20 protein-coding genes and 1 tRNA gene are annotated in these 22,940 nt (G+C 42.6%); 17 read left to right on the top strand and 4 right to left on the bottom strand.

The annotated features are described in order from the left end of the window. Nucleotides 1-5 precede the first annotated feature (5 nt). Genes METVE_RS0110805 through METVE_RS0110755 form a run of 11 tightly spaced genes read left to right on the top strand, consistent with a single transcriptional unit; the run spans nucleotide 6 to nucleotide 9,072 of the window. On the top strand, nucleotides 6-1,208 hold the full coding sequence (locus METVE_RS0110805; RefSeq protein ID WP_020168496.1) for a type II secretion system F family protein: 1,203 nt from the start codon (nucleotides 6-8) through the stop codon (nucleotides 1,206-1,208). Then, on the top strand, nucleotides 1,205-2,944 hold the full coding sequence (locus tag METVE_RS0110800) for a GspE/PulE family protein (RefSeq protein ID WP_020168495.1): 1,740 nt from the start codon (nucleotides 1,205-1,207) through the stop codon (nucleotides 2,942-2,944). Before METVE_RS0110805 ends, METVE_RS0110800 begins: the two co-directional genes overlap by 4 nt. After that, nucleotides 2,925-3,809 (top strand): hypothetical protein, encoded by an 885-nt coding sequence (locus METVE_RS0110795; RefSeq protein WP_232415316.1) that lies wholly within the window; start codon nucleotides 2,925-2,927, stop codon nucleotides 3,807-3,809. Before METVE_RS0110800 ends, METVE_RS0110795 begins: the two co-directional genes overlap by 20 nt. Continuing rightward, on the top strand, nucleotides 3,788-4,333 hold the full coding sequence (locus tag METVE_RS0110790) for a hypothetical protein (protein ID WP_232415315.1): 546 nt from the start codon (nucleotides 3,788-3,790) through the stop codon (nucleotides 4,331-4,333). Before METVE_RS0110795 ends, METVE_RS0110790 begins: the two co-directional genes overlap by 22 nt. Continuing rightward, nucleotides 4,327-4,920 carry a type 4a pilus biogenesis protein PilO gene (gene pilO / locus METVE_RS0110785; RefSeq protein WP_020168492.1) on the top strand — a complete coding sequence of 198 codons (594 nt, stop codon included), beginning with the start codon at nucleotides 4,327-4,329 and terminating at the stop codon, nucleotides 4,918-4,920. The genes METVE_RS0110790 and pilO overlap by 7 nt, the downstream gene beginning before the upstream one ends. A gap of 1 nt (nucleotide 4,921) precedes the next feature. Beyond that, complete coding sequence (locus METVE_RS0110780) at nucleotides 4,922-5,425, top strand: hypothetical protein (RefSeq protein WP_020168491.1); 504 nt, start codon at nucleotides 4,922-4,924, stop codon at nucleotides 5,423-5,425. Beyond that, nucleotides 5,422-7,416, top strand: a complete 1,995-nt coding sequence (locus METVE_RS0110775) for a secretin and TonB N-terminal domain-containing protein (protein ID WP_020168490.1) — start codon at nucleotides 5,422-5,424, stop codon at nucleotides 7,414-7,416. The genes METVE_RS0110780 and METVE_RS0110775 overlap by 4 nt, the downstream gene beginning before the upstream one ends. Continuing rightward, complete coding sequence (locus METVE_RS0110770; protein WP_020184120.1) at nucleotides 7,416-7,901, top strand: type II secretion system protein; 486 nt, start codon at nucleotides 7,416-7,418, stop codon at nucleotides 7,899-7,901. The genes METVE_RS0110775 and METVE_RS0110770 overlap by 1 nt, the downstream gene beginning before the upstream one ends. Next, nucleotides 7,901-8,317 carry a type II secretion system protein gene (locus METVE_RS0110765; protein ID WP_020168488.1) on the top strand — a complete coding sequence of 139 codons (417 nt, stop codon included), beginning with the start codon at nucleotides 7,901-7,903 and terminating at the stop codon, nucleotides 8,315-8,317. The genes METVE_RS0110770 and METVE_RS0110765 overlap by 1 nt, the downstream gene beginning before the upstream one ends. Beyond that, complete coding sequence (locus METVE_RS0110760) at nucleotides 8,304-8,789, top strand: hypothetical protein (protein ID WP_020168487.1); 486 nt, start codon at nucleotides 8,304-8,306, stop codon at nucleotides 8,787-8,789. Before METVE_RS0110765 ends, METVE_RS0110760 begins: the two co-directional genes overlap by 14 nt. Before the next feature lie 58 nt (nucleotides 8,790-8,847). Next, nucleotides 8,848-9,072 carry a hypothetical protein gene (locus METVE_RS0110755; RefSeq protein ID WP_020168486.1) on the top strand — a complete coding sequence of 75 codons (225 nt, stop codon included), beginning with the start codon at nucleotides 8,848-8,850 and terminating at the stop codon, nucleotides 9,070-9,072. Nucleotides 9,073-9,465: 393 nt separating this feature from the next. Here the strand turns inward: METVE_RS0110755 and METVE_RS0110750 are convergent. Continuing rightward, nucleotides 9,466-9,550 (bottom strand) — tRNA-Leu (locus METVE_RS0110750). Between the two features lie 66 nt (nucleotides 9,551-9,616). Here METVE_RS0110750 and rnr point away from each other — a divergent pair. Together rnr and rlmB are read left to right on the top strand one after the other, a co-directional pair. Beyond that, entirely contained in the window at nucleotides 9,617-12,133 is a 2,517-nt protein-coding gene (rnr, locus tag METVE_RS12625) for a ribonuclease R (protein WP_020168485.1), read from the top strand. A 2-nt stretch (nucleotides 12,134-12,135) separates the two neighbouring features. After that, a complete protein-coding gene (gene rlmB, locus METVE_RS0110740) occupies nucleotides 12,136-12,915 on the top strand; it encodes a 23S rRNA (guanosine(2251)-2'-O)-methyltransferase RlmB (protein ID WP_020168484.1) in 780 nt (259 codons plus the stop codon). A 41-nt stretch (nucleotides 12,916-12,956) separates the two neighbouring features. Here rlmB and mqo read toward each other — a convergent pair whose 3' ends face one another. Both mqo and infA read right to left on the bottom strand, forming a co-directional pair. Next, nucleotides 12,957-14,435: a malate dehydrogenase (quinone) gene (gene mqo, locus METVE_RS0110735; protein ID WP_020168483.1), complete on the bottom strand. Its 1,479-nt coding sequence runs from the start codon at nucleotides 14,433-14,435 to the stop codon at nucleotides 12,957-12,959. A 107-nt stretch (nucleotides 14,436-14,542) separates the two neighbouring features. Beyond that, a complete protein-coding gene (gene infA, locus METVE_RS0110730) occupies nucleotides 14,543-14,803 on the bottom strand; it encodes a translation initiation factor IF-1 (RefSeq protein WP_020168482.1) in 261 nt (86 codons plus the stop codon). A gap of 417 nt (nucleotides 14,804-15,220) precedes the next feature. Between infA and METVE_RS0110725 the strand changes: the two genes are divergently transcribed. After that, the gene (locus METVE_RS0110725; RefSeq protein WP_020168481.1) at nucleotides 15,221-15,424 is read left to right on the top strand and encodes a cold-shock protein; all 204 of its coding nucleotides are present in this window, start codon (nucleotides 15,221-15,223) and stop codon (nucleotides 15,422-15,424) included. 83 nt (nucleotides 15,425-15,507) lie between these two features. Here METVE_RS0110725 and METVE_RS0110720 read toward each other — a convergent pair whose 3' ends face one another. Next, nucleotides 15,508-17,277 (bottom strand): glutathione-regulated potassium-efflux system protein KefC, encoded by a 1,770-nt coding sequence (locus tag METVE_RS0110720; protein ID WP_020168480.1) that lies wholly within the window; start codon nucleotides 17,275-17,277, stop codon nucleotides 15,508-15,510. A gap of 270 nt (nucleotides 17,278-17,547) precedes the next feature. Between METVE_RS0110720 and METVE_RS0110715 the strand changes: the two genes are divergently transcribed. The 3 genes from METVE_RS0110715 to METVE_RS0110705 all read left to right on the top strand — a co-directional run bounded on the left by METVE_RS0110715 (nucleotide 17,548) and on the right by METVE_RS0110705 (nucleotide 22,939). After that, nucleotides 17,548-18,408 (top strand): pirin family protein, encoded by an 861-nt coding sequence (locus METVE_RS0110715; RefSeq protein ID WP_020168479.1) that lies wholly within the window; start codon nucleotides 17,548-17,550, stop codon nucleotides 18,406-18,408. A 169-nt stretch (nucleotides 18,409-18,577) separates the two neighbouring features. Continuing rightward, nucleotides 18,578-19,783 carry an efflux RND transporter periplasmic adaptor subunit gene (locus METVE_RS0110710; protein WP_232415314.1) on the top strand — a complete coding sequence of 402 codons (1,206 nt, stop codon included), beginning with the start codon at nucleotides 18,578-18,580 and terminating at the stop codon, nucleotides 19,781-19,783. 9 nt (nucleotides 19,784-19,792) lie between these two features. Then, nucleotides 19,793-22,939, top strand: a complete 3,147-nt coding sequence (locus METVE_RS0110705) for an efflux RND transporter permease subunit (RefSeq protein ID WP_020168477.1) — start codon at nucleotides 19,793-19,795, stop codon at nucleotides 22,937-22,939. The last annotated feature ends 1 nt before the right edge of the window (nucleotide 22,940 follow it).

Below are 22,940 nucleotides of genomic sequence, written 5' to 3'. Positions count from 1 at the left end.
TCTGCATGAAATTTGAACTAAAAGTGGCGCACGGCGAAACCATCAGCTTGCTGGATATTGAAGCGAGCGATGCTGCCAACGCGCTTAAACAGGCTGAATCGCAAGGCTACAGCGTGCTAAATGTAAAAAACGCCAGTGCTTCAGTTTTTGGCGCATCATTTTTAAAGTTGAATTTAGCGCAGTCTAAATTCAACTTAATGCTGTTTAGCCAAGAATTATTGGCCTTATTGGAATCGGGTTTAAGTCTAGTCGAATCAATTGAGGCGCTGGCAGAGAAAGAGCAGCAGCCCGAATCGAAAGCGATTCTGAGCCAAGTGATGTCCGCGCTGTATGAAGGTTTGCCGTTATCTGCTGCTTTAGAAAGTGCGCAGGAAGTGTTTACGCCACTTTATGTTGCGTTAATTCGCTCAAGCGAACGCACGGGCGATATGGTGCAAGCGCTGGCAAGGCACGTTGCTTACCAATTACAGATTGATGCGGTGCGTAAAAAAATCGTGACTGCCTCTATTTATCCGGTGCTTTTGATTATCGTTGGCGGATTGGTGGTGCTGTTTTTACTCGGATATGTGGTGCCAAAATTCAGCACGATTTATGAAAGTGCTGGCACTGATTTGCCCTGGATGTCGCAACTGCTGTTGAGTTGGGGACGATTATTGCAGGAGCATGGCAAGGAAGTGTTCATGATTTTCGTGCTGAGCATTATTGCCTTCATTTATGTGTTAAGTCGACAAGCGGTGCGGGCTGCGCTCGTCCAAAAACTATGGCTGATTCCCGCTGTTGGCGAGACGATGCGTATCTATCAATTGGCCAGATTCTATAGAACCTTAGGCATGTTACTACGCGGCGGAATACCGTTAATAACGGCAATGGGCATGGTGTCATCCTTGTTACAAACCGCGTTAAAAAGCAGTTTAGATAAAGTGACTTTTGATGTGCGTGAAGGCAAACCGATTTCAGTCGCAATGGAACAGCATGGTATGACAACCGCGATTTCAATCCGCATGTTACGCGTGGGTGAGCGCACTGGTCAGATGGGCGAAATGATGGAACGCATCGGTGCGTTTTACGATGATGAGATTGCGCGTACGGTGGAATGGTTTACCAAGTTGCTTGAGCCTATTTTAATGATAGTCATTGGCTTGGTAGTTGGGTTAGTGGTGGTGCTGATGTATATGCCAATTTTCGAGTTAGCGGGGAATATTCAATGAATATGCCATCTGACATTAAGCATGACCGCATATTTGAGGATGTACTTAACACTCAAAACAAGCTAACAATTGAGCAAGTCAATCAAGCTAAAAAAACCGCCACTCAAACCAAGCAGGCTTTATTGGATGTGCTTGAAGAGCAATCTGGTTTGACTGCGGATGAATTCGTGAGCGCGCTTGGTCAATTGATGCATTATCCAGCGCTGAGCATATTGCAGCTTTACGAGATGCAGCCTGATTTTAGCTTGCTGTCTTTTGCAAATGCTGGCAAATATGCTTGTGTGGCATTGCGCAATCATACGGGTGATTTGTATTTAGTCTGTGCGAATCCGTTTGATGCGAATTTGCAAGGCAAAGTCGATCTGCTATTTGCGCACTCTGCCAGCATTCATAACGTCACTTGGGCGCTAACGCATCACAAAGATCTGACGGCGTTTCTGGCACATCATGAAGAATCCATGCGTGCTAGAGATGGGTTGACTTCAGAACAGTCAGAGTTGAAGACAGAACTGAATGGTTTAGAGGATATTTCATTAAGGTCGATTAGCGAAGATACCAGTCCAGTGGTCAAGTTTGTGCGTTCTACTTTATACGATGCGCTGAAAGCGGGTGCCAGTGATATCCATATGGAAACTGATCCGCATGGCTTGAAAATAAAATATCGCATTGACGGTGTGTTAAGTCAAGAAGGCGGCATACAGGGCTTGGCACAAGCAGAACAAGCTATTTCGCGGATAAAAGTGATGTCTGAATTGGATATCGCCGAAAGACGCGTGCCGCAAGACGGACGCTTTAAAGTATTGGCATTAGGCCGTGAAGTAGATATGCGCGTTTCAATCATGCCAAGCGTGTTTGGCGAAGATGCCGTTTTGCGTATCTTAGACCGCAAAGCGTTGAGTGATGAAGCTAAAGGCTTAAGTCTGGAAACGTTAGGGTTTGAAGAATCCATCAAAGCACGTTTCAGATTATTAGCAGAAGAACCTTACGGCATGCTGCTGGTCACTGGGCCGACTGGTAGCGGTAAAACAACCACGCTGTATGGAATCATCTCAGAGATTAATCACGGGCAAGACAAGATCATCACGATCGAAGATCCTGTTGAATATCAATTGCCTGGCGTATTGCAGATTCCAGTTAGTGAGAAAAAAGGCTTAACTTTTGCGCGCGGGCTGCGTTCCATTTTGCGGCACGATCCAGACAAGATCATGGTCGGTGAAATCCGCGATGCAGAAACCGCACAAATTGCCGTGCAGTCTGCTTTGACGGGGCATTTAGTATTAACCACCGTGCATGCCAATAACGTATTTGATGTGATTGGCCGTTTCACTAATATGAGCGTCGATCCTTACAGTTTCGTTTCTGCGATTAACGGCATTCTGGCACAGCGATTGGTGCGTATCAATTGCGCATACTGCACAGTGCCAGATACGCCTGCTGTTGAGCTTGTCAGTAAATCTGGTTTAACTGCAGAGCAAGTATCCAGCTTTAGTTTCCGAAAAGGTCAAGGTTGTGGTCAATGCCACGGCACAGGTTACAAAGGTCGCAAAGCGATTGCGGAATTATTGTGTTTTAACGATGAGATTAGAGAGCTAATCGTCACGCGCGAGCCGATTCGTAAAGTAAAAGAAGCGGCGCATAAAAATGGTACGCGCAGCATGCGTGAAGCGGCGCTGGAATTAGTGAAACGTGGTGAAACCACTTTACAGGAGATCAACCGTGTTACTTCGCTGGTTTAGATCTTTTATGCGCGATGAGCTGCGTATTTATGTGCATCCGGAATATCTGCTGTTGACGCAGTTAAAGCGTCAGTCCAGCACAGGATTTAAACAGCAAGTGATACAGCAACAAGTACTGACTGTGGATTTATCTGAACCGTCTAATCAATGGCACGCATTGAAAAATCATATTGCCGATGCCTTAAATAGCAATCAATGGAAAGAGATTGTTAAGCAAGGTATTAGTGCCAAAGTGATTATATCCAGCCACTTCGCGCGATACGCAATCATCCCTTGGAGTGATGAACTAGCAGTAGAAAGTGAGCGTCAGGCTTTTATGCGCTACCGCTTCAGCGCCTTATTCGGCGATACGGTAAAGACTTGGAATCTGCAGATGAGTGAGCCTGAATTTGGTCAGTCAACAATCGCCAGCGCTATAGATTCCGCATTATTAACTGCGCTACATGAAGTTTTGGCCACCGCCAATATAAAAATGAATAGCATTTCACCTTATTTGATGTCGGCTATTAATCAAAGCTTACCTCAAATTAACCAAGCGCAAATCAACACAGAATTTTGGTTTGTGGTGGTTGAGTCAGAACGCTTATGTTTTGCTTTAATTGAAAATGGCTTGTGGCGCTTATTGAAAAATGTTGCCGTTGAAACGCATTTAAGCGAGCAAATTAAGACTTTAATTCAGCGAGAAATGGTCAATTGCAATGTTAATTTCACGCTGCCAGTGGTTATTTATCAAGCTGAATCTGATGCTCAACCCACTTTAAAGATTGCGAATTTTTCAACGATTAAAATCCAATCAAACGGTTTTGAGCAGACGATAAATTCATCAGAAAAAAGCGTCAAAAAATGGCTGGAAGTGCGCGTTTAAATATGAAAGCCATTTACTTAAATCATGCTTTCTCCAGCAAAAAAAGCGCTTCAACAGCAATGTTCCTGTTGATTAGCGGTGGGTTGATGTTAGCTACATCTGTTTTTTATATTCAATATCTGACCAATAAAACGCACCGTTTAGAAGCCGATATCGAACAGTTAGCGCACTCAAAAAATCCAAGGTCATCAGTTAAGCTGAATAACAAAGAAAGCATAAAAACGCGTGATGAAATGGTTGCTGTAAATGCGGCGATTTCAGAAATCGTTATGCCTTGGACTTCTATCTTTAAGATATTAGAGGCTACTGATAGTCCAGACATAAAGCTGATGACAATCGAACCGAATACTAAAAAACAGGTTTTGCGCATTAACGCCGTGGCGATGGATATGGACAGCATGATGCGTTATATCGACGATTTATCACAACAAAAAATGCTTAAAAGCGTGGCGTTGGTTACGCAAGAAAATGCCGATATTAATGGCCAGCCTGCGCTGCATTTTGTGGTGGAAGCGCTATGGTAAAACCAGTTTTCAGCAAGCAATCAAAATTGCATGACAGCTTACATTACAGGCTACGGAAATTAGGCTGGCAGGGCATTTTTGGCTTGATTTTTATCGCCATCAGTATTTTGTTGCTGATATTTGTACTTGTGCCAAATACAAAAAAAATGGATGCGCTTAACCTTAGTTTTGTTGAATTAAAAGCGAATAAAGCTAAGGGGAAAGTTGAGATTAAACCTGATAGTCAATTAGATGTGATTGCCAAATTAAATGGTTTGATGCCAAAACAAAACGAGGCAAATAACAAAATAGCGCAAATATTGCATGCCGCGACGGAGGTTGGTTTGGCTACGGATAAGGTGGATTACGCCTCTCAGCCTTATTCGCCCGCATTGATTAAGGTTCAAATTAAATTTCCTACGCAAGGTAGTTACATTCAAATCCGTCAATTTATCAATGCTGTGTTGAATGCGCTACCAACACTTGCGCTGGCGGATATTAAATTAAAACGCGAGGACATCGGCAGGGATTCGATTGATGCAAATATCCAATTCAATTTGTATGTCAGTAAAAACGCTAATGTGCTTGAAAAAATGAGTGCCAATTAAAATGCAAATGATCAAGAAAAATATGTTGTGGATACTGCTGCTGTTAACGCTAGCCGCTAGTTTTTATGTTTCGCAACAAGATAATAAAACGAATCAAAATGATGATGTGATTGTGCCGACACGTGCTGAAACAAAACAGCGTAGTCGTGCTGAAAATAGCCACATCAAACAGATTCAGGCTTCGCCGCAAATACTTCGGCCCGAGTTAACAGATGAGCCTAAAAATATTTTTACCGTATTTGTTACTCAGGCCGAATTGAACCAGAAAAACTTAAAAGCGCCAGTAGAAACACCTCCCGCTAATCCTTTTATCTTTGCGGGGAAGCTTGTGGATAACGGAAAAATCATGGTTTTTTTGATGAATGCAGAGAAAAACTACTCTGTTGTAACGGGCGATATTTTAGAAGAGGTTTGGCAGGTGAAGTCGATTGTCCCACCCATGATGACAATCAGATATCTACCATTAAAAATTGATACGCAGTTGCCAATTGGAGCATTAAGTTGAGTTTATATTTATTTCAAACTTTAAAAATCACCAGAAATCACGCATCTATTTTGCTATCGGCTATATTGATGGCAAGCTGCACGACACTGAATAGCCATCAAGACAGCTTCATTCAAGGCAGCGCAGAGTATGAATCTGCCAGGCAATTAATTAGTAGCGGAAATACGGAAGCGGGAATCAATAAACTCAAGCAACTAACTGAGCTGTATCCCGATAATCCGCAATATCGCAGCATGCTGAAAGTGCAGCAGGATCTGCAAATAGCGGGCTTGCTTAAGCGCGCCGATACGCAAGTACAGCAAGGTTTATTTGGCGATGCGGAATTAAATTTTAGGCAAATTTTAGTGTTAAGTCCTAACAATCAACGCGCAGAAGATGGCTTGATTAAGCTGAATCTAGCGCAAAACCATGCCATGATGCTGGCGAACGCGCAGACTGCTTTTGATAAGAATGATGATGATACCGCGCAGAATTTGTTAAGAGCCATTTTGGCTGAAAATGCAAATCAAGAGCCAGCCAGAGCATTATTCGAAAAAATAGAAAACAGGCGCAGCGCCAAAATAAATGCGGTGCCACAACTTAAATCGGCTTTTAAAAAACCCATCACGCTAGAATTTAAGAATGTGCCGATTAAGTCGGTATTCGAATTTATTGGCAAGGCAGCCAATATCAATTTTTCATATGATCGAGAGTTAAGTGCAGATCAACCAACCAGTATTTTCGTGCGCAATATTTCAATTGAAGATGCGATTCAAGTCATCTTAACCACCAATCAATTAAGTAAAAAAATATTGAACGACAATACTTTGCTGATTTACCCAGTGAGCCGTAGCCAGGAATATCAAGAGCTGTTTGTGCGCAGTTTTTATTTGAATAGCATGGATGCTAAACGCGCCATGAATATGATTAAAACCGTGGTTAAGTCTAAAGATATTTACATCGATGAAAAACTGAACACATTGGTGATGCGCGACACTGCTGAAGCGATCCAAGTAGCTGAAAAACTGATCGCTTCTCAAGATATGATTGAGCCGGAAGTGATGCTTGAGGTTGAGGTGATGGAGGTCAATCGAAAAAGTTTAGAAAATATCGGTGTACGTTATCCATCGCAGATTGGTTTGGGCGTACAAGGTAACTCGACAAACAATGGTGTAACAACACCGACGCCTGGTAGGTTAACACTTGCAGAGCTTAAGAATTTCAATTCTGGTCTGGGTGTATTTACCATTAGTGACCCTGCGCTGGTATTGAATCTACTGCAGCAAGATACCGATACTAATCTACTGGCGAATCCTCAGATTCGCGTCAAAAATCGTGTAAAAGCCAAGATTCACGTCGGCGATAAAATACCAATATTGACCAGCGTGGCAAATGCGACAGGTTTTGTTTCGCAAACAGTCAGTTATATCGATGTTGGTATAAAACTGGATGTTGAGCCAACCATTCTGCTGCAAGATCAAGTCAGCATAAAAGTCGGCTTAGAAGTCAGCAATGTGACTGACCAAGTCAGAACGGATTCTGGCGTATTGGCTTACACCATCGGTAGTCGTAACGCTAATACCACACTGCAATTAAAAAATGGCGAAACCCAGATACTGGCAGGTTTGTTTAGGGACGATAGCCAGAATATTTCCAACAAAGTACCTGGTTTATCTAAGTTGCCATTTATTGGCAGGCTATTTACCGATAGGAATAACGATAAACGCAAAAATGAGATTGTGTTACTGATCACACCACGCATTCTGCACAATATTGCGCCAGCAAATGCGGTTTACACCAGCTTTCCATCAGGCATTAATCATGGGGCGACTGGTCGCGCTGGTAAGCAAGCTGAATCGACTGCGCCAGCTAGTCAAACAATAGAGGTGCCTGTCAAAACACCGCAAAATATACAGAATGAGCGCAGCCAAGTCGATCAAGGTTTTGCCAATCAATTGATGCAACCGCCAGTTGAATATGAGGATTCCAGCAAGATAAAAGAGGATCCTTAATGCTTAAAAAACCTCAAAAAATGGCTGGATTTACATTGATTGAACTGCTGGTTTCATTGGTTTTATTAGCCATGTTGATTTCTGCCGCCGCGCCATTGATGCAGCTAACCGCCAAACGAAATAAAGAGCAGGAACTTAAAAAATCACTGTGGCAGATTCGTGATGCGATTGATGCATATAAACAGGCATCGGATGATGGCTTAATCAAAAAGTCTGCTGATGATTCGGGCTATCCAGAATCCTTACAGCAATTGGTGATTGGTGTTGAAAACATTCAGGACCCGAAAAAACGTAAGGTCTATTTTATGCGCAGTATTCCGCGTGATCCGTTTGCAACAGATCCAGAGTTGTCAGCAGAAGAAACATGGGCGCATCGCAGTTACAGGAGTTCTTTCGAAACGCCAGAAGCGGGAGAGGATGTGTATGACATACATTCACTTTCTAATGAAATTGGCATTAACCAACAAGCCTATAGCGAATGGTAATGAACAATATCACTTTTAAAACTAGCTATCTAAACAACAGCGCTTTGAAAAAAGGCTTTACGTTGATCGAAATATTAGTCGTGTTGGCTATTATTGCCACATTGTTAAGCCTTGTTGCGCCAAGATATTTTGATGTGATTAGCCAATCTAAAGAAACAACGCTTAAACACGATTTAATCACAATGCGTGATGCGATTGATAAGTTCTACAGTGACAGAAATGTGTATCCAGAATCGCTAGAAGAGCTAGTGCAATTTAAATATCTTCGCGCCATTCCAGAGGACCCGATTACTGAAAGCGCGACGACTTGGATACAAGTACCTCCTTCTGATGTAGAAGCTAAAGGTTCTTTATATGATATCTATAGCGGCGCAACTGAAATTGCCTCAGATGGGAGTCAATATGCAGACTGGTAAAAACATGCCTAAACAAACAGGGTTCATATTGCTAGGTTTGCTGGTGCTCATAGTCATTGCTGGCTTTGCATTGACGCAAGCCAGTACGAAATGGAGTGACGCGAGAAAGCGTGAAAGAGAACAAGAGCTACTCAAAGTAGGCGATGTAATCAGGAAGGCGATTGGCAGTTATTACAATCAAACACCTGGCGTAGTAAAAGAATATCCACCAAATCTGGAAGCGTTGCTGAAAGACAATCGCCTACCCGTGCCCAAGCGTTATTTACGCAAAATATATATAGACCCAGTCACGCAGAGAGAAGGCTGGGGAATCGTTGAAGCGCCCAGCGGAGGGATTATGGGCGTTTATAGCTTATCAGCGGATGTGCCCTATAAAACTAAAGGATTTCGACCAATTTACAAGCACTTTGAAAACAAGAAGTATTATGGTGAATGGTATTTTGCCTATGTTGAATTGCCTGTTCCGCAGTAGGTGATGGTGAATTTTTAAAGATAACAAGTTAAATTTTAAATGCTAAAAAATAATAATTATGACTAAAACTCAAATGCATCTAGCAGATATAGACATTTCACAAATCATCAATGAAGTTAAAAAGAATGGATTTTATACTTCATTTTGCGAAGATTTAGTGAATGGTGTGGGCAATCATAACGAATTGATTCTGCTGATTAAAATGATCGCCAAAAGTGCTAATTTAAAAGTCAGCTTTAATGCGACAGAAAGTGTTTGTATATTTGAAGATTTAGCTACTTAGATAGAAAACTTACCTGATTTCAGCAGCCATTATAGATTTCTACATCTAATTTTTAATCCACTCCGTTCACGATAGCCACTAATTTATTATTTGTGAGTTTAGCTTTGTCAGTTGGCTTCAATTTTGATTTATTCTAAACCGTAACTTCTCTTAACTTAATGCAGGCTTAAGAGCCTTAAGTTGCTCTCTTCATATCTACATCGGGGCAGTAGGTGATAGGTTAATTTTCTTTTCTTAACCCTTTATTTTGAGTTTAAAATAGAAAATGCAGTAGTGGCTTTTCCATAGATACGAGTGTAGTTTCAATGTACAATGGATTATATAAGTGGATAACTAGCAATAAAACAGAATTTAATTGCATGTAATTTATTGAGTTATATAAATATTTTTTATTGGTGCCCAAAAGAGGACTCGAACCTCCACATCTTTCGATACAGGTATCTGAAACCTGCGCGTCTACCAATTCCGCCATCTGGGCATAGTCACTTAAAGAATGGTCACTTAATAGTGAATAATGCGCCAAATTTTATAGGAAGCAATTAACTTGTCAATTAAAAAAAAAGACACTCAATCAAAGCCGCAGTCTAGTCAGCGAGGTAGTGATCCTCATGCAAGTCGCGAAGCGGCGCAGTATGAAGCGCCCTTACCAAGCCGTGAGTTGGTGTTGCAGATATTGTCTGATCAAGGTGTTCCACTGAGTAATGAACAAATTTATATCTTGTTGGATATTGATGATAGTGAACGGGATAATTTTAATCGACGTTTGAATGCAATGGAGCGTGAAGGTCAAATCATGCGCAACCGGAAAGGTGCGTTGTGTTTGGCAGACAAAATTCACTTGATTGCAGGTAAAGTACTTGGGCATCCAGATGGCTTTGGTTTTTTAGTGCCGGATGACAAAACAAAACACCCAGAAGATCTATTTTTAGGTCCGCGTGAGATGGCGCAAGTAATGCATGGTGACCGTGCGATGGTACGCATGGCTGGACTGGATAGAAAAGGTCGGCCAGAAGGCAAGATTGTCGAAGTGCTGGAGCGCAGTACTAAAACCTTGGTAGGTCGCATTGTACGTGGCACAGGGGTGACGATTGTTGCGGCAGAAGATAAGCGCATCAACCAAGATATTCTGATTCCTTATCATTTAGACATGGGCGCAAAACCTGGCCAGGTCGTAATGGTGGAATTGACTGAACAGCCAAGTTCCCACGCGCACCCGATGGGTAAAGTGGTGCAGATTTTAGGTAACTATGCCGATAGCGGTATGGAAATCGAAATTGCATTAAGAAAACACAAGCTGCCACATGAATTTTCTCCGGCAGCACTAAGCCAAGCAGAGCGCATTCCTAAATTAGTGCAAGCGGCCGATTATAAAGACCGTATTGATTTGCGCGAGTTAGCTTTAATTACCATTGATGGCGAAACGGCGCGTGATTTCGATGATGCGGTATTTGCTGAACCATTGAATGCAGATAAACCAAGCTTGGGTTGGCGTTTAGTTGTCGCGATTGCCGATGTGAGTTTTTATGTAAAGCCTGACGATGCGCTGGATAAAGATGCGTTTGAGCGCGGTAATTCGGTGTATTTCCCACGTCGCGTGATTCCAATGTTGCCAGAAGCGCTGTCAAATGGTTTGTGTTCACTTAACCCTGATGTAGAGCGGCTTTGCATGATATGCGATATGCAAATCGATACCGATGGCGTGGTGCAAAAATACCAGTTTTATCCATCAGTGATGCGTTCGAAAGCGCGTATGACTTACACAAAAGTCGCTGATATGTTGCAAAATCCAGATGGAGATGTGGCTAAAGAATATAGCCATATCATGCCGCATGTGCAAAATCTGTACAGTTTATTTAAGTTAATGCTCAATCAACGTGAAAAACGCGGTGCGATTGAGTTTGAATCGACTGAAACGATGATGGTTTTTGATGACAACGGCAAAATTGAACGTATCGTGCCGACTGGCCGTAATGATGCGCATAAATTGATTGAAGAGTGCATGCTGGCCGCAAACGTATGCGCAGCGGATTTCTTACACAAAAACGAACAAGCCGCACTTTATCGTATTCATGAAGGGCCAACGCCAGAAAAACTAGAAGCTTTGCGCACTTTTATGGCGGAAGTCGGTTTTGGCGTCACGGGTGGCGATAAGCCACATGCCAAAGATTATGGCAAGTTGATGAATCAAATTAAACAGCGCCCAGACGCACAATTGCTGCAAACAGTTTTGTTAAGGTCTATGCAGCAAGCGGTTTACAGTCCCGACAATGTTGGCCATTTTGGTTTGGCTTATGAGGCTTATGCACACTTTACTTCGCCGATCAGACGTTATCCCGACTTGCTGATTCATCGCGCGATTAAAGCGGTGGTTAAAGGTGAAAAGTACAAAGCGAAAGACTGGAATTCGTTAGGCACGCATTGTTCGATGACTGAACGTCGCGCAGATGAAGCGACACGCGATGTGACCAACTGGCTGAAATGCTATTACATGCAAGATAAAATTGGTGAAGTGTATGAAGGCACAGTGGCTGGTGTCACCAGTTTTGGCTTATTCGTCGCGTTAGATGGAGTTTACGTAGAAGGTTTGGTGCACGTGACTGAACTAGGCAACGATTACTTTAATTACGACAAAGCGCGCCATGAAATGTTAGGTGAGCGGACTGGTGCAAGATATAGACTGGGTGACAGGCTGACGGTAAAAGTCGCGCGGGTAGATTTGGAAACCAGTAAAATTGATTTTACTTTGGAGACTGGCGCAGGAAAAACAGCCAAGGAAACACAGTCTAAAACACAATCCCAAGCGCCGTCTAACAATCAAAGTAAGGTTTTTAACAAACCTTTGAGTGTTAATAAATCTAAATTTTCAGATGAGTTTAAAGGGGATTTTAAGCCGATGAGCACACGTGCACTTGAAAAAGCGAAAAAAGACCGTTCTGGTGCAAAAAAAGCCATTAAATCTTCACCTAAATCAGGTGTTAAGTCGGGTTCTAAGTCCGTATCAAAACCCAGTTCAAAACCAGTTTCCAAAAATAGAAACACACAAAATAAAGGTAAGCGATAGCAATGTCAGATTCACGTATTTTATTTGGTTTTCATGCCGTTTTAAGCCGTATGCGCCAGCATGCAACTAGTATCGAAGAGATTTTGATCGATCGTGATCGTATCGATGCGCGCATGAAAGATCTGCTGAAAATGGCAGAAGCGTCCAACGTGCGCACCATGCAGGTTGACCGTAATCGCTTGGATGGCCTGGCCGGCATGAATGGCCGCCATCAAGGTGTGATTGCACGCGTGGTCGATACGCCCATTCCTTACAAAGATATTCACGATATTTTAGAGTCCGACTTAACTGAAGCGCCATTCTTTTTGGTGCTAGATGGTGTCGAAGATCCACATAATTTGGGCGCTTGTTTACGTGTGGCTGATGCAATGGGTGTGCACGCCGTAATCGCACCAAAAGACCGTGCCGTTGGGTTGAATGCAACCGTACGTAAAGTGGCCTGTGGCGCGGCTGAGACAGTGCCTTTTATTGCGGTGACAAATTTGGCGCGTACTTTGCGTGAATTAAAAGATGCTGGTGTGTTTATTGTGGGTACCGCGATGGAAGCACCAAAAGGCATGGATGCGCCTACTAATTTGCTTGATACTAAGTTAGATGGGCCAATTGCGTTGGTATTAGGCGCAGAAGGTGATGGTATTCGCCGTTTAACGGCAGAGACTTGCGATGCCTTAGTGACTATTCCGATGTTTGGCAGTGTGGAAAGCCTGAATGTTAGTGTGGCAAGTGGAATTTGCTTATATGAAGTTCGTCGTCAGCGTAGTCTGCAAGCCAGCACCGTCTAAAATAACCTCAAAAATAAATCCAAGTACGCTTGAATTAGGCCTTAAGCTAATTTAAGTGTGCTTAAGGTTCTTTTGCGTATGGTTTTTAGTAAGTCTGCATTTTCAATCAGTGATTCACCGTAACTCGGTACAAGTTGCTGCATTTTTTGTTGCCAAGCAGGCGTTTTTAGTTGAGCGGAAAAGCAACGTTCAAGCACATCAATCATCGCTTGCACGCTGACAGAAGCACCAGGTGACGCGCCGAGTAAAGCCGCGAGTGAGCCATCTTGGGCAGCAACAATTTCAGTGCCAAATTCCAATTTCCCCATTTTTTCATCACATTTTTTGATGATTTGCACACGCTGACCAGCATTGGCAAGTTGCCAATCTTCAGATTTAGCCTGAGGTAAAAATTCGCGCAAAGCGCGCATGCGCTGTTCATGCGTTTGAAATACTTCGCCTACTAAATATTTGGTTAAAGCCATATTGTGCTTGCCCGCGCCCAACATGGCTTTTAGGTTATTCTGTTTAACGGATTTGGCTAAATCAAGCCTTGAGCCTTGTTTAAGAAACTTGGTAGTAAAACCAGCAAATGGGCCAAAAAGTAACGCTAATTTACCGTTAATTGTACGCGTATCTAAATGCGGCACAGACATCGGCGGCGCGCCTACAGCTGCTTTGCCATAGACTTTTACTTGGTGCTGTTTAATCACATCTGGATTGCTGCAAATAAGCCATTGTCCGCTGACTGGGAATCCGCCATAGCCAGTACTTTCGGCTATATTCGCTTTTTGCAACAAAGGTAATGCGCCACCGCCAGCACCTAAAAATACAAATTTGGCATTGATGGTTTGTGTGTGTTTGGTCGATTTATTGATTAACGCGACATGCCACTCATCACTGATTTTTTTGAGTTTTTTTACGCGGGTATTATTCAATAAGCTAAAGTTTTTTAAAGATTTTAGTTTAGTCACCAACTGCCGCGTTAAAGCACCAAAGTCAATATCAGAGCCATGTGCAACGTAAGTTGCGGCCAATTTGTCATTTGGATTGCGATTAGCCATCATCAATGGCATCCAAGTATTTAGCTGGTCTTTATCTTCACTGTATTGCATCTCTGCAAATAAATGATGTTGATTTAACAAAGCAAAACGCCGCTTTAAAAAGTTGACGTTTTCATCACGCGTGACAAAACTTAAATGCGGTGTTTTATTGATAAATTGTGTAGGCGAGGGCAGTGTGTTGGTTTCTACTAAATAGGACCAAAGTTGCAATGAAACCTCAAATGCTGCATTGATTTCCAATGCGCGCTTGATGGAAATAGAGCCATCAACTGCTTGTGGTGTGTAATTGAGCTCACAATAACCTGCGTGGCCTGTTCCTGCATTATTGAGCGCATCAGAGCTTTCTAATGCAATATCATCTAGCTGTTCCACCATGGTAATGCTGAGTGATGGGTCAAGTTGTTGCAATAAAGTGCCTAGAGTGGCGCTCATGATCCCGCCGCCCACTAACAAAACATCGGTTTCAACTGGCTTCATAATGGTTTAGATAGAGTTGTGATTGCAAATATGTGCGAGCCGACTATTAACGATAAAAAAGCCAGAGTAACTGGCTTTCGAATTCGATCATTTCAATTGATATGAAATTAATAGGTACGTCTTTTAGGCGGGCTGTAAGCTTGTTTTGATTCAATATGCCTAAATGTAATACGACCATTATTAATATCATAAGGCGAAAGCTCTAGCACCACTTTATCACCAGCCAAAATGCGGATATGATTTTTGCGCATTTTCCCGCCAGTATAGGCAATTAACTTATGGCCATTTTCTAGCGTAACGCGATAACGTGAGTCAGGTAGAATTTCATCTACCACACCATTCATTTCAATTAATTCTTCTTTAGCCAAATATACACTCCAATAAAATTTGCAATCAACATTTTAAGACCCATATAAAGAATTAACTGTATTTGCAAATTCACTTATAAATTCTGAAACAAGTTTTGGGAATAGTGGCGAATTAACAACAAAATCTCTACGTTATCACCACTTTAACGCACGCGGAGTATAGTCTTACCTAGTAAAATTAGCAATCAATATAGCTAAAACAAGTAATCAAATAGACCAAATAAGCGATTATGCGAGCGCAATTTTTTTAAGAGGGCTGAAAATAGTTTGAAATAATGCTTGACAGAATCTCAACATGTACGTAAAAAGCACTTTAGGCGTTTGAATTTTTAATTTGTTGAGTTTTCGAGACTAGTAATATTTTAAAAACCCAAACTTTTAGGGTGCCTCCCTTTTTTAAAGTATGAAAGTAAGATTATGGCAACAGGTATTGTAAAATGGTTTAATGACTCTAAAGGCTTCGGCTTTATTACTCCAGATGCAGGCGGTGACGATTTATTCGCTCACTTCTCAGCTATCGTAGACAGTGGCTACAAAAGTTTGAAAGAAAATGATCGCGTTAGTTTTGACGTGACTGATGGACCAAAAGGCAAACAAGCCTCTAACATCCAAAAAGCTTAAGTAAACTCGTTTGCTTAATGCATTTAAAGACCCGCAAGGGTCTTTTTTCGTTTCTGCGTTTTAAAAGCTTACAACTTAAGCGTCTATTTGATATCGATTTCTGACTGTTCTAATGCCAGTAGTGCTTTGAGATCGCTTCGTCCCTTTTCAGCCAAACTTACTATTGCGCCCATATCACCTCTGATTTTTCGGTGCGCTTCTAGTTGCTCTGCATCGTGCTGTTCGAAATGTTTAATGATTTTTGCTGCAGCGCTTGCTGATTCACCTGTCGCTATTAATGCCTGTCTAGCAGCTTCTAGTGAGGAATAAAATGTTTCACGTATTGGATTTAATCCAACATCGCGTAAATCAAACGCATCGGTTCTACTGCGCGCTCTAATCACAACTGCCACATTAGGCCATCGCTCTTTTACAAGCTTTGCCATCTCAAGCGTTGCAACGGGATCATTGACAGAAACGACCAGCAGTTTTGCATTTGCAATGCCAGCTTCTTCAAGCAAATCTAATCTAGATGCATCACCATAATAACAACGCCAGCCAAACTCGCGCATTAGGTCGATTTGACGGGGATCATTATCGATTAACGTTGCCGTGATGCCTTTTGCAAGTAACACGCGGCCAACAATCTGACCGAAACGGCCAAATCCTGCAATGATGACACCATTAGTTTCTGTGATGCGGTCCTTTGGCCTTTCGCTGCATTGCAAGCTTAGAAAGCGGTCATAAAGTAATAACAGCAATGGTGTTATCAGCATAGATACTGCAACAATCGCGTTGAGGATATTGTAAGTTTCACGCGGAATGATACTTTCTGTCAGCGCGACACCAAAAATCACAAAAGCAAATTCACCCACTTGCGAAAGCGCGACTGCAAATAATAAGGCTTCTTTAAAGGTTAACTTAAATAATCGGCCAAGCCCGATCAGAATCGTCATTTTAGTGATGACAATCAATAAAGCGAATCCGAAAATAATCATGGGTGAATTGGCGAGTAATGACATATCAACCGACATACCGACAGCAATGAAAAATAGACCCAACAGCAAACCTTTAACTGGTTCAATATCTAATCTCAATTCATAACGGTATTCAGAATCAGCCAGCAATACGCCTGCCAAAAACGTACCAAGCGCCATCGAAAGCCCGACTGACTGCATGGCAAGTGCAACGCCAATTACAAGCAGCAAGGAAAACGCGACGAAAATCTCGCGTACACCCGTTTGCGCGACGATACGCATAATCGGTCTTAACAGTGTTCGGCTAGCAAAAGTAATCAGCGCGATTACTGCAAAGGCTTTTACGATTGCCCATAGATCAAAACCAGACTGCGTACTATTTGGCGCGATAAATGCCAACAGCATGAAAATTGGGATGACGGATAAATCTTGAAACAACAACGTTGCGAACGAAGCTTGACCGCCAGGCGTAGCAAGTTGCTTTTTTTCAGTGAGCGAGGTTAAACCAATCGCCGTTGAAGACATCGCAACACCCATCGCAATGACGATGGCAACTGGCCAGCTCATGTGCAACATATGCGCCACGATGCTGACTAATACGATTGTACTAATCACTTGTAATCCGCCTAATCCAAATAGAATCTTGCGCAACTCCCACACTTTTTTTGACTCTAATTCTAGGCCGACAAGAAAAAGCATCAACACAACGCCAAACTCGGCAAAGTGCAGTACATGTTCAGGGTCTGGAATGAGTTTAAGCGCGTATGGGCCGATTAATATGCCGGCGAGTAAATATCCAAGCACAGAGCCCAAGCCTAATCGCTTAAATAAAGGTACTATTAATATGGCGGATGAAAGATAAATGACTGCTTGAACGAGAAAACTAGATGAATCCATGTTGGCCTAAATAAAGTGTGTTTATATGGTTGAATATTAGAGTGATTATTGAAAATAACGCTTACGCTAAAATATTAATTGGCTTGATTGTAAATGGATATAAATATAAAAAGAAGTTTTTAGTACTTTAATTTACTTATACTTAATCTTAAAAATATAGATAAATTAAGCATAAAACGACATATGTTTAACCGTGAAAAATTAGCTTAAATGAATGGTTAAGTTTTCTTAACTTAAACTGTCTTCACTATGCAAATGATGAGGTGAAAAATGAAACAGATTAAAAGTATTCACAGCCACAACGGCGAACATTGGGTGGGCGATGGTTTTCCTGTTAAGAGTATTTTTTCTTATAGCAATCAGGCGGTAATGCAAGATTTAAGCCCCTTTCTGTTGTTAGATCATGCAGGCCCAGCGACTTTTACGCCAACAGACAAAAGGCGTGGCGTGGGGCAGCATCCGCATCGTGGTTTTGAAACGGTGACTATTGTGTATGAGGGTGAACTTGAACATAAAGATTCTGCTGGCAACGGCGGAAAAATTGGCGCAGGTGATGTGCAATGGATGACGGCAGCAGCAGGTATTCTGCATGAAGAATATCATTCAGAAAATTTCGCCAAAGAGGGCGGCACTTTGCATATGGCGCAATTGTGGGTGAATTTGCCAGCGCAAGATAAACTAGCAGAATCGCGCTATCAAACCGTATTAAATGACACGATTCCTAAGGTTATCTTGCCGGAAGATAGTGGCTATTTGCGTATTATTGCGGGAGATTACCAAGGTAAAAAAGGCCCATCTAAAACATTTACGCCGATGAATGTTTGGGATATACAACTGAACGCAGGAAAATCATTCAAATTAGATTCCCCAGAAGGTCATAATGCAGTTCTAATCGTTTTAAAAGGATGTATTAAGGTTAATGCTGCGGAAAGCGTTATAGAAGATCAATATGTGATTTTTGAGCGTGAAGCTGGCACAATTCAGTTAGCGGCAGACACTGATTCGATTGTATTATTTTTGGGTGGTGAGCCGTTAAATGAGCCAGTTGTGGCATACGGCCCATTTGTGATGAATACGCAGGAGGAAATCAAACAAGCTATCAGTGATTATCAGCAAGGTTTGTTTGGCTGATTAAATGCGCATCTATAAGCAAATATGCGCAACTGGGATTTAATCATCACAATTTTTAAGATAAACTAACATGCTTGATATTCTTAAAAAACATATTCAATCATCTCCGCTTTTAAACCATTCTCAACCATTTTATTTCCCATCAATTAATCGGATTGCTCAACCAAACATGAAGAAATATCCAGCAATACGATTTTACGTTTTCCTTAACCTGTGTATTTCACTCGCTTTTTTGATGGCGGGTTGCAAGCAATCTGCGAGTGAACCAAAAACCAAAGTCGAAACTGTCCCAGAAGTCGGTGTTGTGACAGTTAAGTTACAGGCACAATCTATTGTGACTGAATTACCAGGCCGTACAGTGGCGCGAATGATTGCAGAGATTAGGCCTCAAGTTGGTGGCATTATCCAAAAACGTGCGTTTGTAGAAGGTGCAAATGTTAAGACTGGCGACTTGCTCTACCAAATAGACCCAGCAGTTTATCGTGCTGTTTATGACAGCGCGCAGGCCAATGTTAAAAAATCAGAAGCGAATTTAGCCTCCTTAAAATCTAAAGCAGAGCGTTATGCGGAGTTAGTGAAAATTAACGCAGTTAGCAAGCAAGATAATGACGACATCAATGCCTTATTCAAACAAGGTGAGGCTGATTTACTACTGACACAGGCCGCGTTACAAACCGCGCGTATTAACCTTAATTTCACCCGAATTATTGCGCCTATTTCAGGGCGCGTAGATGTATCTGCAGTGACTCCGGGCGCCTTAGTTACCGCTAACCAAGATGTTGTGTTGACTAGAATCCAGCAGCTAGACCCAATTTTTGTAGATATCACGCAATCCAGCAACGAGCTGTTGAGACTTAAGCGAGACATGGCAAGCGGTGACCTGAAAAAAGCTAGCACCAGCGAGGCGCCCATCAAAGTGATACTGGAAGACGGTAGTGTTTATAGTCATGAAGGCATATTAAAATTCAGTGGCGTAACCGTCAATCCCACTTCTGGGGCGGTGACACTGCGTGCAATAGTGCCTAACAATGAAGGGCTTTTGCTGCCAGGTATGTATGTGCGCGCGCGCATTAGAGAAGCGGTAGATGAGCATGCCATTGTTGTACCGCAGCAAAGTGTCAGTCGCAATGCGCAAGGCGAAGCGACGGTATTAGTCGTTAATAACCAGAGTAAAGTTGAAGTACGCATTATTGCGGCTGATAAATCAATCGGTAATCAATGGCTAGTTACTGAAGGGTTGGTTGCGGGCGAGCAAGTGATTGTAGACGGTATGCAGAAAGCCAGCGTTGGCGATAAAGTTAAGGCGATTGAAATGGCTGCAGCAAGTAGCGCCAGTACAAAAATCAATCGGCCAGTGACCCCTTCAAACCCTTAAAGAGCAAATATGGCCCGTTTTTTTATAGATCGTCCTATTTTTGCTTGGGTCATTTCGATTGTGATCATGCTGGCAGGCGCAGGCTCTATTTACCAATTATCTTTAGAGCAATACCCAAATATTGCGCCGACGCGTGTCAATATTCGCGCTAATTATACTGGCGCTTCTGCACAAACCATTCAAGATTCCGTTACGCAGGTAATCGAGCAATACATACAAGGTATCGACAACCTGAGTTATATGTCATCAACTAGTAACTCTTCTGGTGGCGCAAACATCTCTTTGACTTTTGATGCGGGTACAGATCCAGACATCGCGCAGGTTCAAGTGCAAAATAAGCTGCAACAAGCCTTACCTCGGTTGCCGCAAATCGTGCAAAGTTTGGGTGTGACGGTAACTAAAACTGGCATTGATTTTCTGATGATTATTTCATTGGTGTCAGATAATCCAGCGGTATCATCGATGGATATTGGTGATTATATTTCCAGTACACTGCTTGATCAAATCAGTCGTGTAGATGGCGTGGGTGAGGTTCAGGCTATCGGTTCGGGTTACGCCATGCGCATTTGGTTAAACCCTAAGAATCTACAAAAATATAATCTGATGCCATCCGATGTCAGTGCGGCGATTCTTGCGCAGAATGCTGAGGTTTCTGCTGGTCAGTTAGGTGCTTTGCCCGCAGTTAGTGAGCAACAATTAAATGCAACCATCACTGCACGTACCAAGCTGCAAACAGCTAAAGAATTTGAAAATGTAGTGCTTAAATCGACCACAGATGGTGCTACTGTTTACTTAAAAGATGTGGCGCGCATTGAGTTGGGCGCAGATAGTTATACGCCGGTGACTTCCTTTAAAGGCCAAGCATCAGCAGCTATCGGCGTCAGGTTGGCGGAGGGTGCAAACGCGCTTGGCACCGCACAGGCAGTATTATCTAAACTAGATGAATTAAAGACATTCTTTCCCAAGGATTTAAAGCTTAAAACCGCAATTGGTTACGATACAACGCCTTTCGTCAGAATTTCTATTGAAGAAGTGGTTAAGTCATTGATTGAAGCGATTGTATTAGTGGTGCTGATTATGTACCTGTTTTTACAGAATTTTCGCGCAACTCTGATTCCCGCAATTGCTGTTCCAGTCGTGCTACTAGGTACTTTTGGCGTGCTGGCAGTATTCGGGTATTCCATTAATACATTGACCATGTTTGGCTTGGTGCTGGCCATTGGATTGCTGGTGGATGATGCCATTGTAGTGGTTGAAAACGTTGAGCGCGTGATGAATGAAGAGGGGTTATCGCCCAAAGAAGCCACACGCAAATCCATGAATGAGATCACTGGCGCACTGGTTGGAATCGCACTGGTTTTATCCGCTGTATTTATTCCGATGGCATTTTTTGGCGGGTCAACAGGCGTCATCTATCGGCAATTCTCTATTACCATCGTTTCTGCGATGTTGTTATCTGTTGTTGTCGCTTTAACGCTAACGCCAGCCTTATGTGCCACTTTACTTAAGTCAGCCGACCCGTCACATAAACAAAAACGCGGATTTTTTGGCTGGTTTAACCGTAATTTTGATAGCGCCTCAAATCGTTATCAATCGGTAGTCGGTGGAATATTGAATCGCAAGCTGTTAGCAGCAGGTGTTTATGGGTTAATCACTTTGGTCATGGCAGTTTTATACTTTCAATTACCCACATCATTTTTGCCGGATGAAGATCAAGCCATACTTTCAGCGCAGGTTCAGTTGCCAGTTGGCGCAACGGACACTCGCATGAGGGCTGTGATGAAAGAAGTTGAAAAATACCTGCTGTCAAAGCCAGAGATTGATTCTATTATCACGATTAGAGGCCAAGGACAGAACGGGGCCGCCAGTCAAAATGCTGGGCGCGCTTTTATCAAACTAAAGGATTGGAGTGAGCGTAAAGGTATCGCGCAAACCGCCCAAGCGTTGTCACAACAGGCAACCAAAGATTTAGCTTATATTCGAGATGCTAAGATTTTCATCTTGCAGCCATCAGCTGTGCGCGGTTTGGGCGCTGCCTCTGGCTTCACCATGCAGTTAAAGGATTTAGGTGGGTTAGGGCATGACGCACTGATGAAAGCGCGTGACCAATTTCTAACCTTAGCTGCACAAGATAGCCGATTGAGTAAAGTGCGCAGCAGTGGTTTAGATGATACGCCGCAATTCCGCATTAATATTGACGACAAGAAAGCTGGTGCTTTTGGATTGACGCCAGCCAGCATCAATAGCACGTTGTCCATTGCGGTCGGTGGCAATTATGTGAACGATTTTATCGATAGAGGCCGTGTGAAGAAAGTCTATCTACAAGCGGATGCGCCTTACCGTATGCAACCTGAAAATATTAACGATTGGTATGTGAGAAATAGCAATAATGAGATGGTGCAATTTTCATCTTTTGCCAGCAGCAATTGGACTTACGGCTCACCGCTTTTAGAGCGCTTTAACGGCGTATCTTCGCTTGAAATTGTAGGTGAAACTGCCAGTGGTGTCAGCTCTGGCGTTGCGATGCTAGCGGCTGAGGAAATCGCTGGCAAGTTACCAGAAGGCATTGGATATGAATGGAGCGCACAATCTTATCAAGAGCGCCTTTCAGGCTCACAAGCACCATTTTTGTATGCCATCTCGATTTTATTTGTGTTCTTATGTTTAGCCGCACTGTATGAAAGTTGGGCGGTTCCATTTTCAGTCATTTTAATTATTCCGCTCGGTATCGTCGGTGCGATTTTGGCAACCACTTTACGCGGTATGACGGCTGATGTTTACTTTCAAGTAGGTTTATTGACGACAGTTGGGTTGGCTGCGAAAAACGCGATTTTGATTGTTGAATTTGCCAAGCATCTGCAGGAGCAAGGAAAATCTTTAATTGATGCCACGCTGGAGGCCGTACATCTACGTTTGCGACCGATATTAATGACATCTCTAGCGTTTATTTTTGGTGTTTTACCGTTGGCACTAAGTACCGGCGCTGGTGCGGCAAGTCGTCGTGCCATTGGTACTGGCGTGTTTGGCGGCATGTTAACCGCTACTTTATTCGGCATATTTTTTGTGCCTTTGTTTTATGTGTTAATCCGCAGCGCATTTCCTTATCAGTATGAAAATAGTGCTTTGAGTCAATCTGTGCCTAAGATTGAAGGCTAAT

The sequence above is a fragment of the Methylotenera versatilis 79 genome (genome assembly GCF_000384375.1).
Classification (GTDB): Bacteria; Pseudomonadota; Gammaproteobacteria; order Burkholderiales; family Methylophilaceae; genus Methylotenera_A; species Methylotenera_A versatilis_B.
Note: the sequence above shows the minus strand (reverse complement) of the source record. Positions and strands in the feature narration are given on the sequence as shown.